The sequence below is a fragment of the Collinsella aerofaciens genome (assembly GCF_028206795.1).
GTDB lineage: Bacteria > Actinomycetota > Coriobacteriia > Coriobacteriales > Coriobacteriaceae > Collinsella > Collinsella aerofaciens_AX.
Window position 1 is genome coordinate 79709 of record NZ_JAQLFJ010000001.1, and the last position, 15665, is coordinate 95373.

Consider the following 15665-nt stretch of genomic DNA (forward strand, 5'->3'; position numbering starts at 1 on the left):
CTGCTGAGGCTGGAGGTAATACATGTCAGAATTCATTAGGCCTCAGGTTCAGGTCGAAGAGATCAACGAGACGTCTGCTCGTGTCTCCGTCGAGCCGCTCGAGCGTGGCTACGGCGATACGCTGGGTAACTCCCTTCGTCGCGTTCTTCTGTCCTCGCTCGAGGGTGCAGCCGTCGAGGCTATTCAGATCGATGGTGCGCAGCACGAGTTCATGACCATCCCTAACATGGTCGAGGATGTCACCGACATCGTCCTGAATGTCAAGGGTCTTGTCTTCAGGGCTCTCGGCACGACCGACGAGGCGACCGCCACCATCTCGGTTGACGGCCCCTGCGAGGTCACCGGTGCGGACTTCTTTATTCCGTCCGAGTTTGAGTTGGTCAACCCCGAGCAGCATATTGCTACGCTCACCGAGGGTGGCCATCTCACCATGAGCATGCGCATCGGCTATGGCCGCGGCTATGTCTCTGGCGAGGCTAACAAGCGCGACAACGATCCCATCGGTGTGATCCACGTCGACTCGCTGTACTCGCCGGTGTCCCGTTGCGCCAAGCTCGTTGAGGCTTGCCGTGTCGGTCAGCACACCGACTACGACCGCCTTGTCCTCGAGATCGAGACCAACGGTTCCATCGCCCCGCGCGACGCCGTGGTCCAGGCTGCCAATATCATCAACCAGCATATGGCCGCCTTTATGAACCTTGCCGAGACCCCCGAGGTCGAGGAGGAGGCTTCGATCTTCGCTCCCGAGGTCACCAACGACAACGCCGAGCTGGACAAGCAGATCGAGGATCTGGACCTTTCCGTCCGTTCCTACAACTGCCTTAAGCGCGCCAGCATTCACTCGGTCCGTCAGCTCGTTGAGTTCTCGGAGAACGATCTGCTGAACATCCGTAACTTCGGTGTTAAGTCGATCGAGGAAGTGAAGGACAAGCTTGAGTCCATGGGCCTGAGCCTGAAGGCTTAATGCTTCGCATATTTGAGGAGAAACTAGACCATGCGTCACAACGTTAAGAAGGGCCTGAAGCTCGGCACCGATGCGAGCCACACCAAGGCCATGAAGAAGAGCCTGGCCAAGGCCCTCTTCGAGAACGACCGCATCAAGACCACCGAGACCCGCGCTAAGGCGCTGCGTTCGGTCGTCGAGCCGATCATCACCTGGGCCAAGAAGGGCGACCTGCACTCTCGTCGTCTGGCCATCGCCAAGCTCGGCGATAAGCAGCTCGTTGCCGAGATCTTCGACAAGGCTGCCCAGGGCATGTGGCAGGACCGCAACGGCGGTTACACCCGCATCATGAAGCTCGGTAACCGTAAGGGCGACAACGCTCCTATCGTTATCATGGAGCTCGTCACCGAGCCTTGCACGCCTAAGGCCAAGAAGGCTGCTCCGGCCCCCAAGAAGGCCGCTGCTCCCAAGAAGGTTGAGGCTGTCGAGGAGACCGCTGCCGAGGAGGCTCCTGCTGAGGAGACCGCTGAGTAGACATTCCGTCTGCATAGGCTATATTCGAGGGGTACGTTCGCGTACCCCTCTTTTTTTGTCGCGATACCGTTGATTGTTTGTTGGGAGCGCCCATGACCGCGCCGTCTGATTTCAATTCGATTCCCGAGCTCGATGCCACGTTGGTGTTTCGCGTGGCCTATGACGGCTCGTCCTATAGCGGATTTGCCGAGCAGCCGGGGCAGACGACGGTTGCGGGCGAGCTTCGTCGTGCTATCGAGACACTGCTTCGCCGCCCGATCGACCTGACGTGTGCGGGGCGTACCGATGCCGGCGTGCACGCGGTGGCACAGTACATCAGCGTGCCCGTAACGGACGCTGAGCTGTCTTTAACGCGCCGTAGGTGGCTGCGGGCTATGGATGCCCTCCTGCCCAAAGATATCGCCATAAACGAGGTCTACAAGGCTCGTAAGGGCTTTTCTGCGCGCTTTGACGCGCGCTCTCGCACTTACACCTATCGCATTGCCGATCGTGATGCGCGGCCCGTGCTGTCACGCGGTGCTGTGTGGTGGCATCGCTATCCCCTCGACGTCGATGCGATGGCGGCCGCCTGCCCTGCGCTTTTGGGCGAGCAGGACTTTAAAAGCTTTTGCAAGGTTGCCTCTGCCGTGGGCAAACCTACGCACCGCTGCGTAATGCGCGCCGAGTTTGGCCATGAGGTTGCGTTTGGCGAGGACATCCTGACGTTTACCATCGAGGGCAATGCGTTTCTGCATTCGATGGTCCGCACGATCGTGGGCACGCTTGTCGAGATTGGCATGCATCGCCGTGAACCCGAGTGGATGCGCGAGGTCATCGATGCTTGCGACCGTACCGCTGCGGGCCCCACGGCTCCTGCCTGCGGCCTTACGTTTATGGGCGTGGATTACGATCCCGCCGAGCTCGTCGTGCTCGACTAGGGGAGGGCTCGACGCGTCGTGCGTCGACACCCGTCATCTGTGGGCTGCGCGTGTGCAACATCTGTTCTTGGCGTGCAATACAACCGGTGTCTAATTGCTTTTATTGTCGGGGTGTACCATGAACCACGGTTTGATTCATTGCTGTCGAGAGGACGGATAACTTGGTTCGACGTGGCTCGCATCCGCGACTTTCGGTGATCCTTGTGGTAGAAGGTTCGCCCAGCTATGCGATGCGTGCGCTCGAGAGTATCCAGAACCAAGACCTCTACGATTTGCAGATTGTCGTTGTTTGCCGCGATGCTGCGCCCGGTGTGCGCCATTCGCTTCAAGTTGCTGCCGACAGGGACATCCATATTGATTTGATTGACGTCGAGGACGCGAAGCGCGGCGCTTGTATTCGTGCCGGTTTTGATGCCTCGCGCGGCTCTCACATCATCGCCATGAACGCCGATGAGTGGTTTGCTCCGCAGGCCCTTTCCAAGATGGTCGATATCGCGTGCGATACTGCGGCAGACATGGTGTTCCCCTCGGTGTCGCTCGATCGATACGATGCGCATCGCGAGCGTCATTCGCGCGTCTTGGATGCTGCCTCTATTGCCATAGAAGACGAGTCTTCTATGGTGACTGGGCTGCCCCAGTTGATTTTGGGCGGCCTAGTCGCTCAGACCTCTGGCGCGATGTATAGCCGTCCGCTGTTTGAGGCATGCCTGTCGCGCGGCAAGGCGTACCGTACGGTTGAGTTTATGGCTTATGCGCTCTCGCAGGCACGATTCGTGTCCGGCTGCGGCGACGCTTGTTTCCACGCGGTGGCACCTAAGCTTACAGATGCCTTTGATCCCACCATGTATGCCAGGATATCCGATGACACTCGAGCGCTCGACGAGCTTGCGGACTCACTCTCGGAAGCAGATAGCGGTGGTCGGCTCAAGCTGGCAAGCCAAAAGTTCTACTTTGCCGGACTGGTCGCCTGCATCGAGAATTTGTGTCTGAGCCCGCATGGGGTGTCGTCAATTGAGCGTTCCGCCCGCATGCGTGATATGCTCGAGGCGCCTCGAACCCGTCAGATGGTCGCCGCGCTCAAGGACAACCATCGGGGACTCGGTCTGTTGTTTGGGCCGATCGCCAGTGCCAAGCCCGCGCGCTGCGTGATGTGTACGCATCTGGCAGCTTTTCTCAACCGGACGGGCGTAAAAACCGCCTAAACGGCTCATTTCGAAACAAATTTGCATAGAATTGTTTCGAAATGCGTTCTTATACACAAAAGCCTTCAAATAGCGTTAAACTATTCAATCACTGATTGATTGTCTCCGCCATCTTTTGGAGAGAGGGTTTGTATGGCTAAAAAACGCAATGGGCGCCAGGATGCCATTAGAGATATTGTGCGCAATAAGGACGTCCGCACGCAGCGCGTGCTGGTCGATGAGCTCCGCGCTATGGGCTTTGATTGCACGCAGGCGACTGTCTCTCGCGATATTGCCGACATGGGGCTGCGTAAGCTCCCTGAGGGCATCTATGTTCTGGCAGAGGACCTGCACCTGCAGCGTATGGTTTCCGAGCTCGTAACGGGCGTTCTGCGCACCGATAATCTGGTTATGATCAAGGCTCAGCCTGGCACGGCTTCCGGCATCGCCGCCGCTGTTGATGCGGCAGAGCTGCCCGATGTGCTTGGCTCGCTTGCCGGCAACGATACGATTTTGGTTATTGCCCAGACGGCCGAGGACGGCGAGCGTCTTGAGGCGCTGATCAATAAGCTGAGCAATTCTCGCAAGTAGGCGTGCGGGTCGTGCGCTCGGCACTGTGCGCGCTGACATAGTGGCTTGTAAGGGGTATCGACGTTGGTCGGTACCCCCCTTTTTTTGTCTGCCGGTATAAAGATCGCCTACCAGGCCGCTTCGAACTAAAAGGCCCCCGAGCAGTTTAATAAGCTGCTCGGGGGCCCTGTTGCTTATGGCTGGATGAATTTCTAGCCGACCGTATCGTCAGGCGTGGGCGAGGGGTCGGGAGTGGGCGTAGGCGTAGGCGTAGGCGTAGGCGTAGGCGTAGGCGTGCCGCCATCGCCGCCGGTCGAACCACCAGTGGAGCCGCCCGTCGAGCCACCGGTCGTACCGGTGCCGCCGGTGGTGTCGCCGCCCGTGGTCTCGGTGGTCGTGGTCGTCGTTGTCGTCGTCGTTGTGGTTTCCTCTTCGTCCTCGTTCTCGTCCTTGTCGTCGTTCTCCGTCTTCTTGGTGTTGTTGGTGCCGTAGAACTTCCAGACGCTGTTGTTCTTGTAGGTGGGCGCCGTTCCGGTCGCAAACTCCTCGCGCTCGGTACCGGTCAGAACGGTGTTCATAAACCGCTTAAAGACAGGCAGGTTGGTGCTGTCGCCCAGCAGGTCTGTGCCGTATTTTTGGATGGGAATCTCGCCCGCGGAATAGCCGGTCCACAGGGCGCACGCCAGCTGCGGGGTATAGCCGCAGAACCACAGGTTGGTGGTGTTGTCGGTGGTGCCCGTCTTGCCGGCATAGGGCTGGTTGACGCTCAGGGCGCCGGCAGCACCCGTACCGCCGCCCTTCATGACGCCGGACAGAACATCGGTGACCGCGGCGGCCTCGCCCTCGGTAAGTACCTGTGAGGGATTGTCGGTGTGCTGGTACAGAACCGAGCCGGTACGCGAGTCGATCTCAGTGATGGCGATCGGCTGGCGATAATAGCCGCCGTTGGCAAAAGTGGCGTAGGCCGATGCCATCTCGAGCGGCGAGATGGACCCGGTGCCGAGCGTCATGACGGGAACGTCCTCGATATTGTCCTTGGCGGGATCGATGCCGAGCTTTTTGACGAGCGACATGATCTTGTTGTTGCCGATGGCTTCTGCCACCTGAATGTAGCCGGTGTTGGATGAGTATGCCGTTGCCTGCTTAAGCGTGATGTTGCCATAGCTCTGGTTGGCATAGTTTTGCACCTTGGTCGTGGTGCCCTTGGCTGTAAGAGGCGAGTTGCAGTTGAGGGTGACGTTGGGGTTCATGCCGTTTTGGATGGCAGTTGCCAGCGTAAAGGCCTTAAACGTGGAGCCCACGGGGCGCTTTGCCGTAGCGTGGTTCACGTGATTCTCGTCGGCGTTGTAGTCGTAGCCGCCCACCATGCACTTGATGTAGCCGGTCTTGGGGTCAACGACGACCATGCCCATGTCCAGGCCGTCGAGCGAAAGCGTGTCGAGCTGCGCTCGCACAGCCTCCTCGGCCACCTGCTGCATGGTGGGGTCGATGGTGGTCTTGACGGTCAGACCGCCCTTAAAGAGCACGTCGGTGGAGAACTCCTGCTCAAGCAGCTGCTTAACGTAGGAGACAAAGTAGGGTTGAGAGTACACATCGACGCCACTGCCCGAAATCTCGGTCACGTTAAGCGTGATGGGCTCAGCCTGTGCGGCATCGTGCTCTTCCTGTGTGATGTGGCCCAGACGCAGCATGTTGTCCAGAACCTTGTTGCGGCGGGACAGTGCCAGGTCGGGATTGACCGTGGGGTCGTACTGCGAGGGCGAGTTGGGAAGGCCGATGAGCAGCGCGGCCTCGCTCAGGGTGAGGTCGGCGGCGCTCTTGGACAGATAGGTTTCGGCTGCGGCCTCGATGCCGTAGGCGCCGTGACCGTAGTAGATGGTGTTGAGGTACATCATGAGGATCTCGTCTTTGGAGTACATGTCCTCCATCTTGACGGCGATGTAGGCCTCGCGCACCTTACGCTCGATGGTCGAGTCGAACTGCTCCTCCTGCAGGATGGTGTTGCGCACCAGCTGCTGGGTGATAGTCGAGGCGCCTTCGTGCCCGCCGCCGAGGGTTGCCACCGCAGCACGCGCGATACCCCACAGGTCGATACCGCCGTGCTCGTAGAAGCGCTCGTCCTCGACGTCAACGGTGCCCTGCAGCACGTAGGGGGAGACCTCGTCCTTGGTGATGGACTTGCGGTTTTGCGTGTAGAAGCTCGCGATCTTGTTGCCGTTGCAGTCGACGATCTCGGTGGGCTCGCTCACCAGATACGCGTTGGCGTCGATGTAGTCGGGCAGATCGGACAGCCAGCGGTTGACGTTGCCGACCATGCCGATGCCAAATGCCACGCCCGCGATAAGCAAAAAGCCCAAAAACGAGAGCAGGATTATGGGCAGGGCATGCGTCTTTGAACGGCTGTGTCCCTGTCGTTGGCGAGGACCCATATATTGACCTCCAGGTATGTCGTGCCGGACGGTGGATGTGCCGTCGGGGCAGGATGGACATAAGTTATTACACGATAAACCAAACGGGGCGCGCGAGGCCTCGTGTATGCTGGAAGACGGCATTTTTCAGAGTGAATGCATACCTTGGTAAGGAGTTTGTCGATGGCGATTCGGACGATGGGGCCGAGCGGACAATACGAGACTGGATTGGATGCTGCCGGTGCGGCGCTACCCGAGCTGCTGGCGCCGGCGGGCGGGCTCGACCAGATGCTTGCGGCCATCGCCGCGGGTGCCGATGCCATCTATGCGGGGTTGGGCGGCTTTAACGCCCGTGTGAGCGCTCATGGCTTTACGGATGACGAGTTTGCGCGCGGTTGTGCCGTGGCGCATGCTCATGGCGTGCGTGTGTACGTGACGCTCAACGTGTTCGTGTTTGACGATGAGCTGTCCGACGCGGTGGCGCTGGGAGCTCATGCACTGGAGCTGGGCGCCGATGCTCTGATTGTGGCCGATGCCGGGTTGGCCTGCGCGCTGCGCGCGGCGATTCCCGGGGTCGAGATTCACCTGTCCACGCAGGCGGGCGCTCATAGCGAGGGTGCCGTGCGGCTTGCCGCCGACGAGCTGGGGGTCGAGCGCGTGACGACGGCACGCGAGCTGACGGTCGACGAGATTGCGGCGCTATGTGCCACGGGCGTGCCCATCGAGGTATTCTGCCACGGTGCGATTTGCATCGGCTATTCGGGGGCGTGCGAGTTCTCGGCCCTGCGGCGTGGGCGCTCGGCGATGCGCGGCGACTGCACACAGCCGTGCCGTCTGGCGTACGACCTAGTGGACGAGGCGGGGCAGAGTGTTGTTGCTGTCGAGGGAGATCGCCTGCTGTGCCCGCGCGACTATCTGGGTATTGCGCATCTGCCCGAGCTTGTAGATGCCGGCGTGGCGTCGCTCAAGATCGAGGGGCGCATGAAGAACCCCGATTACGTATTCAACGTGGTGCGGGTGTGGCGCCGGGCACTCGATATGCTGTGCGACGGCGCGTGGGACCCCGGTGCCGTGGAAGAGCTTGAGCGTGAGCTGGGAAGGTCGTTTAACCGTGGGTTTACCGATGCGTACCTGCGAGGGCGTTCGGGTGCCGAGCTGATGAGCTTTGAGCGCGCAATTAACCAGGGCGTGCGCGTGGGGCGCTTGGTCGCTGTGGGCCACGAAGAGGTGACCGTTGAGCTCGACGCCGCCGTGGCGGCGGGTGACACGCTCGAGATTCGGTTCTATCCGGGTGTCGACGCGCGTCCCGATGTGCCCAAGCGCTGGCCGCAGGTGCCCTGCCCGGTGGATGCCGCAGCGTGGAAGCGCGTTGTCGTGCATTGCAAGCGTAAGGTTGACACGGGCTGCGAGGTATACCTGATTCGCAGCGCCGGCGTGTTGGATCAGACGGCGGCTGTGTTGGAGCGCATGCGGGCCGAGGCGGATGCGATTGCGCCCGTTGCGCGTGCCGTTGAGGTGCTGCCCTTTGAGGACGTTGCGGTGGATGGCGGTGCGTCGACGGAGTTGGTGGAGTGCGCGGTTCCCGCTCGCATGGTTTTTGCTTGGCAGCTGATGGATGCCGACCCGCGCGGAGAACTCGATTTGTCCGACGCCGTTGTGGTGCTTGACGAGGTGTGCCGCACGGGTGACGCTGACCGGACCCGCTCACTGATGCAGCGTGCCGGGTGCGTCGTCTGCCGCAACCTGGGACAGGTGGTGATCGCTCGCGAGCTGGGCGTGACATTTGACGTGGCGGCGCCGGTGTTCTGCGCGAATCGGGCCACGCTTACCTGGCTGCGCGGACTCGGTGCGGGGCGGGTGTACTTGCCGGCCGAGTTGCTCGGCAATGATGCGGAGCGTATTGCCGAACTGGCTGCTGAACCCGGCGTCTTTGGTCCGGTCGACGCCGACCGTCCCGAGCTTATGGTGTGCGAGCACTGCCTGCTGACCGCCGAGGGCGTCTGCGCCACCGATGCGACGGGACAGGTCCGTTGCCGCGACTGCTTGCGTCGTCGGCAGGTACGCTATCTGGTTGAGCGTGACGGTACACGTCTGCCAGTTGCCATTGACGCATGCGGCAGGACGAGGATTTTCCTGTCGTAGGTGCCGCGTCGCGTCAGTTTGTTATCATAAGAGAGTTTATGGACTTCCAGCACCGCCGTTTTCGGCGAGGGTGCTATAGCAAAAGGAGGATACCCAATGCTGTCTGTTGACGAGCAAATGCGTATCATCACCTCGGGCGCCGCGCAGATCGTTCCCGAGGCCGACCTTCGCAAGAAGCTTGAGAAGGGCGAGCCCCTCAACATCAAGCTCGGCGTCGACCCCACCAGCCCCGACCTGCACCTGGGCCACGCCGTGCCGCTGCGCAAGATGCGTCAGTTCCAGGACCTGGGCCACAACGTCACCCTCATCATCGGCAACGGTACCGCGTTGATTGGCGACCCTTCGGGCAAGAATTCCACCCGTCCGCAGCTTTCGCAGGAGCAGATCGAGGCCAACGCCGAGACCTACGTGAGCCAGGCCATGAAGATCCTGGATCCCGAGAAGACCACCATCGTGCACAACGGCGACTGGATCCTTTCGATGGACCTGGCCGGCCTGCTGCAGGTGTGCTCCAAGTTCACCGTCGCCCGCATCCTTGAGCGCGATGACTTTACCAAGCGCTACCAGTCTCAGACGCCGATCGCCCTGCATGAGTTCCTGTATCCCGTGATGCAGGCCTTCGACTCCGTGCAGATCAAGGCCGACGTGGAGATGGGCGGCACCGACCAGCTCTTCAACCTGCTCGCTGGTCGCGAGCTCATGGAGAAGATGGGTATGGAGCCGCAGATCGCGCTTACCATGCCGCTGCTCGAGGGCACCGATGGCGTGCGCAAGATGTCCAAGTCCTACGGCAACTACATCGGCCTGACCGATGCTCCCAAGGATATGTTCGGCAAGACCATGTCCATCCCCGACGAGATGATCGGCAAGTACTATCGTCTGGCCAGCTCGCTCACCCCGGCCGAGGTCGACAAGATCGACGCTGCTCTGGCCGATGGTTCCGCCGATCCCTATGAGCTCAAGCGCGCACTGGGCCGCGACCTGTGCGACACCTACCACGGCGCCGGCGCCGGCGACGAGGCTCAGGCCGAGTTCGACCGCGTGTTCAAGGAGGGCCAGCTTGCCGACTTCCCCGAGAAGCACGTTGAGCTGACCGTCAACGATGAGGGCCAGATTTACCTCGCCGGCCTCCTCAAGGACCTGGGTCTTTCTGCCAGCGCCGGCCAGGCCCGTCGCGATATCGACGGCGGCGGCGTCAAGATCAACGGCAAGGCCGTGGCTCCCAAGAGCTACAACATCGATCCCAGCGCCCTCAAGCTGGGCGACACCCTCTCCGTAGGCAAGCGCAAGGGCTTCAAGTTGATTTAGTTCCGCCGTTCTACCGAACGGCGGACCGGCCGACGCTGCGCGGGCCGCATTTGGACAATCTGACGTTCAACTTCAAGGGCGCGACCAGAAGGTCAGCGCCCTTTCGTTTCACGTCACCTTGTCTCAAATGCGGCCCGCTCGCTGTCGTTGCCAAAACATCGGCGCTCCCTTTGTTGGCACTTTGGGACACTCCTTGTATTGGTGCTCAGCGGCAGTCCCCATTGCACCAAGTGGCGTGTGCCGTTAAGCGGAGAGGCGCATTGTTGACCCATCGTTTGGGCATACAATGGCTATTGGTTTGCTGCGGTGAAGGTTTGTCCGCTCCGCAGCTTTTTTCTACGGTTAAAGGAGTATGTATGTCCGTTGAGGTCATGAGGTCTGTGATCGATGCTGCCGAGGGTCGCGTGCCCGTCGACACGCTGTTTACCAATGCGCAGATTGTCGACGTGTATGGCCAGCGTGTGGCGCCCGGTAGCGTTGCCGTCAAGGACGGTGTAATCGTCGGCGTGCTCTACGATGGTCGCGACGATGCCGCTGGCACCTACGAGGCTGCCGAGGTTATCGACTGCCAGGGTCGCTATCTCGCTCCCGGTTTTATTGACGGGCATCTGCATATCGAGTCTTCGAACATCCGTCCCGCCGAGTATGCTCGCATGGCCGCGACGCGCGGTACCACCACCGCCATTGCCGACAGCCACGAGATTGCCAATGTTGCCGGTCTCGACGGCTTGCGTTTTATGATTGAGGACGGCCGCCGCGCACCCATCTCCATCAAGTACATGATGCCTTCGTGCGTGCCCGCGCTGCCCGACGAGCAGGCCGGTGCCGTTATTTCGGCTGCCGATATGCAGGCGTTTTTTGCTGAGCATCCGGGCGATGTCTTTGGTCTGGGCGAAATGATGAACCTGCCGGGTGTCTTTATGGCCGATCCCGAGACCTGCGCTCGTATCGACGCCGCTAACCAGACGCCGTCCAAGCAGGTTGACGGCCATGCGCCGCTCGTTGCCGGTAAGGACCTCAACGCCTATGCCGCAGCGGGCATTATCGCCGACCACGAGTCGACGATTCCCGAGGAGGCGCTCGACAAGCTATCCCGCGGCATGTATGTGATGCTGCGTGAGGGCACGTGCAGCCACGACCTGGCCAATTTGTCCCCGATGCTGCTGGAGAATCCCGCGCGCGCCCGCCGCTGCTGCTTTGCGACTGACGACCGCGCCCCTTCCGATGCGCTTGCGACCGGCATGATCGACAATGCCTGCCGCGTGGCGATTGAGGCCGGTATCGACCCCGTGGTCGCTATCTCCATGGCGTCCCTCTCCACGGCCGAGGCGTTTGGCTTGGACCACGGTTGCCGCGACCCGCACGAACTGCGTGGCGCCATCGCCCCGGGCAAGCGTGCCGACCTGCTGGTACTCAATGACCTGACGTTTGCCACGGCTCCGCATCGCGTATATGCCGCCGGTGCTCTGGTGGCGCAGGACGGCACCTTTGTGGGCGAGATCGCACCCGAGATGGCCGAGGTTGCGGCCCTTGCCGATGAACTGCGTGCTTCCGTTAAACTGCCGAAGCTATCGCTCGATGTGTTCGACTATGCCTTTAAGCCGGGCGAGGCCGTGATCGACGTGGTGCCGGGTAAGGCCATCACGGGTATGGCTCGCCCCGAGAGTGCCGAGGGCCTGCGCCGCATTATGCTGATCGAGCGCCACGGCCGCGGCGTGTCGCTGCAGGCCGAGGGCGCCGACGGTGATGGTCCTGCGGGCCTGGGTCTTGTTGGCAAGCACATCGGTCGCGGCTGGGTGCGCGGCTTTACCATCACGGGCGGTGCCATCGCCTCGACGATCGGCCACGACTCGCACAACGTGTGCGTGGTGGGCGACAGCGCGGCCGATATGATGGCTGCCGTTGAGGCCGTGGGCCAGGGCGGCCACGTGCTGGTGCGCAACGGCGAGGTCGTGGCGCGCATTCCGCTGGCGCTCGGCGGCCTGATGAGCGAGGGCGCTGCCGAAGACGTTGCGGCGCAGCACGACGACTTTATGGTCAAGGCGCGCGCTATGGGTATTGAGCCGCCGCTCGACCCCATCATGGGCATCATCTTCCTGCCCCTGCCGGTCATCCCGACGCTCCGCATCCGCCCCGAGGGCATGTTCGACGTCACCACCTTCACCTACGCCGACTAGTCATTGGGGACGTTCTTAAACGACTAGTCATTGGGGACACTCTTTGACGTGTCGCCTGACGCTGCGACCGTAGGGCCTCTGGCGCGCGTGAGCTATTTGCCAGGTCCTTGTAACGTTTGCGTCCGCGGAGTCTTATTTGAGCTCCCTTTGGGTACGGTGATTTTGGATATACATCCGATTCCATCAAGCCCGAAGGGAGCTTTTCTATGTTTAAACTGATTGCATCCGATATGGACGGCACGCTGCTTGACGAAAACGGCCAGGTGCCTCCCGAGACCTACGAACTGATTCTGGCGCTACACGAGCATGGCGTGCATTTCGCCGCATCGTCAGGTCGTCGCTACGATCGCCTGTGCGAGTTCTTTGCGCCCGTTCGCGACAAGATGGACTTTGTCGCCGCTAACGGCGCCCAGGTCTACGCCGACGGCAAGATGGTAGACCGTGAGGTGTATTCGCACCTGGCGATTCGAAGGCTCGCCCAAGCCGTCAGGACGTTTCCCAATCTGCATCTTGCGCTCTTTGACCGAACCAAGTCCTTCTTGCTCGATGATGAGTGCAAGTTCGTGCGCGAGGTCGATAAGGACCTTCCCAATGCCGAGCGCATTTGGGAGCTGCCCGATCCCAGCGTAAATATCATCAAGGCGAGTATCTTTTGCGATGACTGTGCCGTTATGGACAGCGCTTACGTACTGCAGCGCGAACTTGGTCAGCTCTTTACTTTTGCGCCTTCGGGCAACGCGTGGATTGATGCCATGCAGCCCGGTGTGTCGAAAGCCTCGGGCATCGCGCAGCTTGCGGAGCATTACGGCGTTGGACGCGACGAGGTCATGGCGTTTGGCGACTCGATGAACGACTACGAGATCATTCGCTTTGTCGGCACAGGCTGCGCGATGGAAAACGCGCGCCCCGCGCTCAAGGCGGTGGCCGATCGCGTGGTGGGTCGTAACCGCGACCACGCCGTCCAGCAGGAGCTTCGTCGCGTGCTGGAGAGTCTCTCCTAATCCGGCAGATGGGGACGTTCCTTTTTTGCCGACAGTGGGGGACAGTCCTTGCAGCTTTTTCGCGAAGACTGTCCCCAACGACTAGTCGTTTAAGAACGTCCCCAATGACTAGGCGAGGGCGGCCATGATGGTGCGGGCGACGCCGTCGTGGTCGTTGTCGTATTCGGTGATGGCGTCGGCGGCGTCGCGGTCCTCGGGCTCGGCGTTGATCATGGCCATGCCGTGGCCCGCTGCCTGCAGCATGGGAATGTCGTTGATGTTGTCGCCGAACGCCCAGGCGTTGGCGAGACGCTCGCCCAGATGCTCACATAGCCACGTGAGGGCCGTTCCCTTGGTGGCGCCCTTACCCATGACCTCGATATTCATGGTGTAAGAACGCGTGACCTCAATGCCTTCGAGCGTGTCGAGCGCCGCCGCGATGGCGTCGCGATCGGCCGGGTTGTGCCAGTACATGGCGATGCGTTCGAGCGTCTCGACCTCGTCGATCTTGCTGTCGATATCCATGTCGATCGGTGTTCGTGTGCGCTTAAGCGAAGCCGCGATGTGGGGGTCGCCGCCGCAGAATTCGTCCAGGCGCGCGTAGAGCGAGCGGGGGAGGAAGCACTGCCCGTCCGCGAAGATATCGAAGGTCACATCGTGGCCGGCTGCAATGCTATGGACGCGGTGGGCGATGGCGCGGTCGAGCGGTCGGCTCAAAATGCGCGTGGCACGCGAGGCATCGGCAGGCACAACGTCGTCGAGCTGCCAGACGCTGGCACCGTTGGCGCAGACCGCGTAGTGTACGGCGGGGTGGGCGAGGATGGGCTCAAAGATGCCCGACAGCGGACGCCCCGTGCAGGGCACAAACTCAATCCCACGTCGAGCGAGTTCGTCGAGCATTGCCCAGGTGGCGTCGCTCATCTGCTTATCACTCGTCAGCAGCGTTCCATCCATATCGGAAAACACAATCATTCGCTGCAATCCTTTCTACTGGCATAAAAAGCGTGGCCGAGGGCGGTGATGCCCTGGCCACGCTCGGGTTCTATAACGGTCTGCGTCCTAACGATCGGCGAGCGGCTTGTACTCCAGCGGCTCGATAACCGGGCGATACGCGGGACGGATGATGCGGTGCGCGCAGAAGAGCTCTTCCATGCGGTGCGCCGACCAGCCGGCCATGCGGGCGACGGCGAACAGCGGCGTAAAGAGCGTCTCGGGCACGCCGAGCATTTTGTAGATAAAGCCCGTGTACAGGTCGATGTTGGCGCAGATGGGCTTGGTCATGCCGTGATCGCGCATCACTTGCGGGGCCAGGCGCTCGATGCGCTCGATGAGCGCGAACTCCTCGCCCAGGTCCTTCTTGGCGGCAAGCGTGCGCGCGTAACGACGGCACACCTCGGCACGCGGGTCGCTCAGCGTGTAGACGGCGTGGCCCATACCGTAGATGAGACCCGTGCCGTCGAAGGCCTGCTTGTCGAGGATCTTGCCCAGGTAGGCTGCGACCTCGTCCTCGTCCTCCCAATTGGAGACATGCGCACGGATGTCCTCGTGCATGGACACGACCTTGGCGTTGGCGCCGCCGTGGCGCGGGCCCTTGAGCGAGCCGATAGCCGCGGCGTAGGCGGAATACGGGTCGGTGGCCGAGGAGGACAGCACACGGCAGGCGAAGGTGGAGTTGTTGCCGCCGCCGTGCTCGGCATGCAGCATAAGCATCACGTCGAGCAGCATGGCCTCGTCGCGGGTGAATGCCATGCCGCCGCGCAACACCTGCAGGATGGTCTCGGCGGTGGAGAGGCCGGGTGTGGGGTGCGGTACATGAACCTCGGAGCCGCGGCGCTTGGCGACCGAGGCCATATGCGCGAAGGCGGCGATGCGGGGGAGACGGGCGAGCATGGAGATGGCGACGTCGATTTCGTGCTCGGGTGTAATGACGTCGGGCTCGGCGTCGAAGGCGTAGAGCAGCAGCACGGCGCGCTGAAGCACATTCATGATGCTCGACGACACCGTGGTCATGGGGAACTCGCGGACGTATTCGTCGCTCAGGTGCCTAAAAGCACCCAGGCGCTCGCAAAAGCCGTCGAGCTCTTCCTTGTTGGGCAGCGAACCCGTGATAAGCAGATAGGCGACTTCCTCGTAGCCGTAGCGGTTCTCGGCCTGGGCGTTGTTGACCAGATCCTCGATGCTGTAGCCACGAAGCGTGAGCTTGCCCTGATCGGGCACGACTTTGCCGTCGACCTTGTTGTAGCCGTGCACGTCCGAGATGCGGGTAAGGCCCGCGACCACGCCCGAGCCGTCGGCATTGCGCAGGCCGCGCTTGACGTTGTGCTCTACGAACAGGTCCTCGTCGTACGGGGCGGTCGGCAGGCCGTGGTAGAGGTTTTCGCTTTCGGGCGAAATCTGACGGCTCGCCTCGTAATCCAGAACCAGGCGGCTCAGGTGATCGTCGAAGCGGTAGTAGATTTTCTTGGCGTCGTAGGCCATGCGCGCTCCTCTCCGGTCCGCTTTGGG

12 protein-coding genes are annotated in these 15665 nt (G+C 61.4%); 9 read left to right on the top strand and 3 right to left on the bottom strand.

All coding sequences use genetic code 11. The features are described from left to right. Positions 1-22: 22 nt before the first annotated feature. From PMX70_RS00410 to PMX70_RS00430, 5 genes are all read left to right on the top strand, one after another. The gene (locus tag PMX70_RS00410) at positions 23-964 is read left to right on the top strand and encodes a DNA-directed RNA polymerase subunit alpha (RefSeq protein WP_006235276.1); all 942 of its coding nucleotides are present in this window, start codon (positions 23-25) and stop codon (positions 962-964) included. A gap of 30 nt (positions 965-994) precedes the next feature. Next, positions 995-1477 carry a 50S ribosomal protein L17 gene (gene rplQ / locus PMX70_RS00415; RefSeq protein ID WP_271742473.1) on the top strand — a complete coding sequence of 161 codons (483 nt, stop codon included), beginning with the start codon at positions 995-997 and terminating at the stop codon, positions 1475-1477. 92 nt (positions 1478-1569) lie between these two features. Beyond that, positions 1570-2394 carry a tRNA pseudouridine(38-40) synthase TruA gene (truA, locus tag PMX70_RS00420; protein WP_271742475.1) on the top strand — a complete coding sequence of 275 codons (825 nt, stop codon included), beginning with the start codon at positions 1570-1572 and terminating at the stop codon, positions 2392-2394. A 203-nt stretch (positions 2395-2597) separates the two neighbouring features. After that, a complete protein-coding gene (locus PMX70_RS00425) occupies positions 2598-3596 on the top strand; it encodes a glycosyltransferase family 2 protein (protein ID WP_271742476.1) in 999 nt (332 codons plus the stop codon). A 132-nt stretch (positions 3597-3728) separates the two neighbouring features. Beyond that, entirely contained in the window at positions 3729-4166 is a 438-nt protein-coding gene (locus PMX70_RS00430; protein ID WP_006235280.1) for an arginine repressor, read from the top strand. Positions 4167-4357: 191 nt separating this feature from the next. Here the strand turns inward: PMX70_RS00430 and PMX70_RS00435 are convergent, their stop codons facing one another. Continuing rightward, complete coding sequence (locus PMX70_RS00435; RefSeq protein ID WP_271742477.1) at positions 4358-6574, bottom strand: transglycosylase domain-containing protein; 2217 nt, start codon at positions 6572-6574, stop codon at positions 4358-4360. 162 nt (positions 6575-6736) lie between these two features. Between PMX70_RS00435 and PMX70_RS00440 the strand changes: the two genes are divergently transcribed. From PMX70_RS00440 to PMX70_RS00455, 4 genes are all read left to right on the top strand, one after another. After that, positions 6737-8695 (top strand): U32 family peptidase, encoded by a 1959-nt coding sequence (locus PMX70_RS00440; RefSeq protein WP_271742478.1) that lies wholly within the window; start codon positions 6737-6739, stop codon positions 8693-8695. A gap of 96 nt (positions 8696-8791) precedes the next feature. After that, a complete protein-coding gene (gene tyrS / locus PMX70_RS00445; protein ID WP_006235283.1) occupies positions 8792-10003 on the top strand; it encodes a tyrosine--tRNA ligase in 1212 nt (403 codons plus the stop codon). A 356-nt stretch (positions 10004-10359) separates the two neighbouring features. Then, positions 10360-12180, top strand: a complete 1821-nt coding sequence (locus tag PMX70_RS00450) for an adenine deaminase (protein ID WP_271742479.1) — start codon at positions 10360-10362, stop codon at positions 12178-12180. A gap of 206 nt (positions 12181-12386) precedes the next feature. Then, on the top strand, positions 12387-13181 hold the full coding sequence (locus PMX70_RS00455; RefSeq protein ID WP_271742481.1) for a Cof-type HAD-IIB family hydrolase: 795 nt from the start codon (positions 12387-12389) through the stop codon (positions 13179-13181). Between the two features lie 108 nt (positions 13182-13289). Here the strand turns inward: PMX70_RS00455 and PMX70_RS00460 are convergent, their stop codons facing one another. Both PMX70_RS00460 and PMX70_RS00465 read right to left on the bottom strand, forming a co-directional pair. Next, entirely contained in the window at positions 13290-14132 is an 843-nt protein-coding gene (locus tag PMX70_RS00460; RefSeq protein WP_271742482.1) for a Cof-type HAD-IIB family hydrolase, read from the bottom strand. An 87-nt stretch (positions 14133-14219) separates the two neighbouring features. Beyond that, positions 14220-15638 carry a citrate synthase gene (locus PMX70_RS00465; RefSeq protein WP_271742483.1) on the bottom strand — a complete coding sequence of 473 codons (1419 nt, stop codon included), beginning with the start codon at positions 15636-15638 and terminating at the stop codon, positions 14220-14222. Positions 15639-15665 lie beyond the last annotated feature (27 nt).

Bases quoted from the DNA above. Each gene is read 5' to 3' on its own strand.
- PMX70_RS00430 (WP_006235280.1), top strand. From the start codon at position 3,729: ATGGCTAAAAAACGCAATGGGCGCCAGGATGCCATTAGAGATATTGTG.
- rplQ (WP_271742473.1), top strand. From the start codon at position 995: ATGCGTCACAACGTTAAGAAGGGCCTGAAGCTCGGCACCGATGCGAGC.
- PMX70_RS00465 (WP_271742483.1), bottom strand. From the start codon at position 15,638: ATGGCCTACGACGCCAAGAAAATCTACTACCGCTTCGACGATCACCTG.
- PMX70_RS00410 (WP_006235276.1), top strand. From the start codon at position 23: ATGTCAGAATTCATTAGGCCTCAGGTTCAGGTCGAAGAGATCAACGAG.
- PMX70_RS00460 (WP_271742482.1), bottom strand. From the start codon at position 14,132: ATGATTGTGTTTTCCGATATGGATGGAACGCTGCTGACGAGTGATAAG.
- PMX70_RS00450 (WP_271742479.1), top strand. From the start codon at position 10,360: ATGTCCGTTGAGGTCATGAGGTCTGTGATCGATGCTGCCGAGGGTCGC.
- tyrS (WP_006235283.1), top strand. From the start codon at position 8,792: ATGCTGTCTGTTGACGAGCAAATGCGTATCATCACCTCGGGCGCCGCG.
- truA (WP_271742475.1), top strand. From the start codon at position 1,570: ATGACCGCGCCGTCTGATTTCAATTCGATTCCCGAGCTCGATGCCACG.
- PMX70_RS00455 (WP_271742481.1), top strand. From the start codon at position 12,387: ATGTTTAAACTGATTGCATCCGATATGGACGGCACGCTGCTTGACGAA.
- PMX70_RS00440 (WP_271742478.1), top strand. From the start codon at position 6,737: ATGGCGATTCGGACGATGGGGCCGAGCGGACAATACGAGACTGGATTG.
- PMX70_RS00435 (WP_271742477.1), bottom strand. From the start codon at position 6,574: ATGGGTCCTCGCCAACGACAGGGACACAGCCGTTCAAAGACGCATGCC.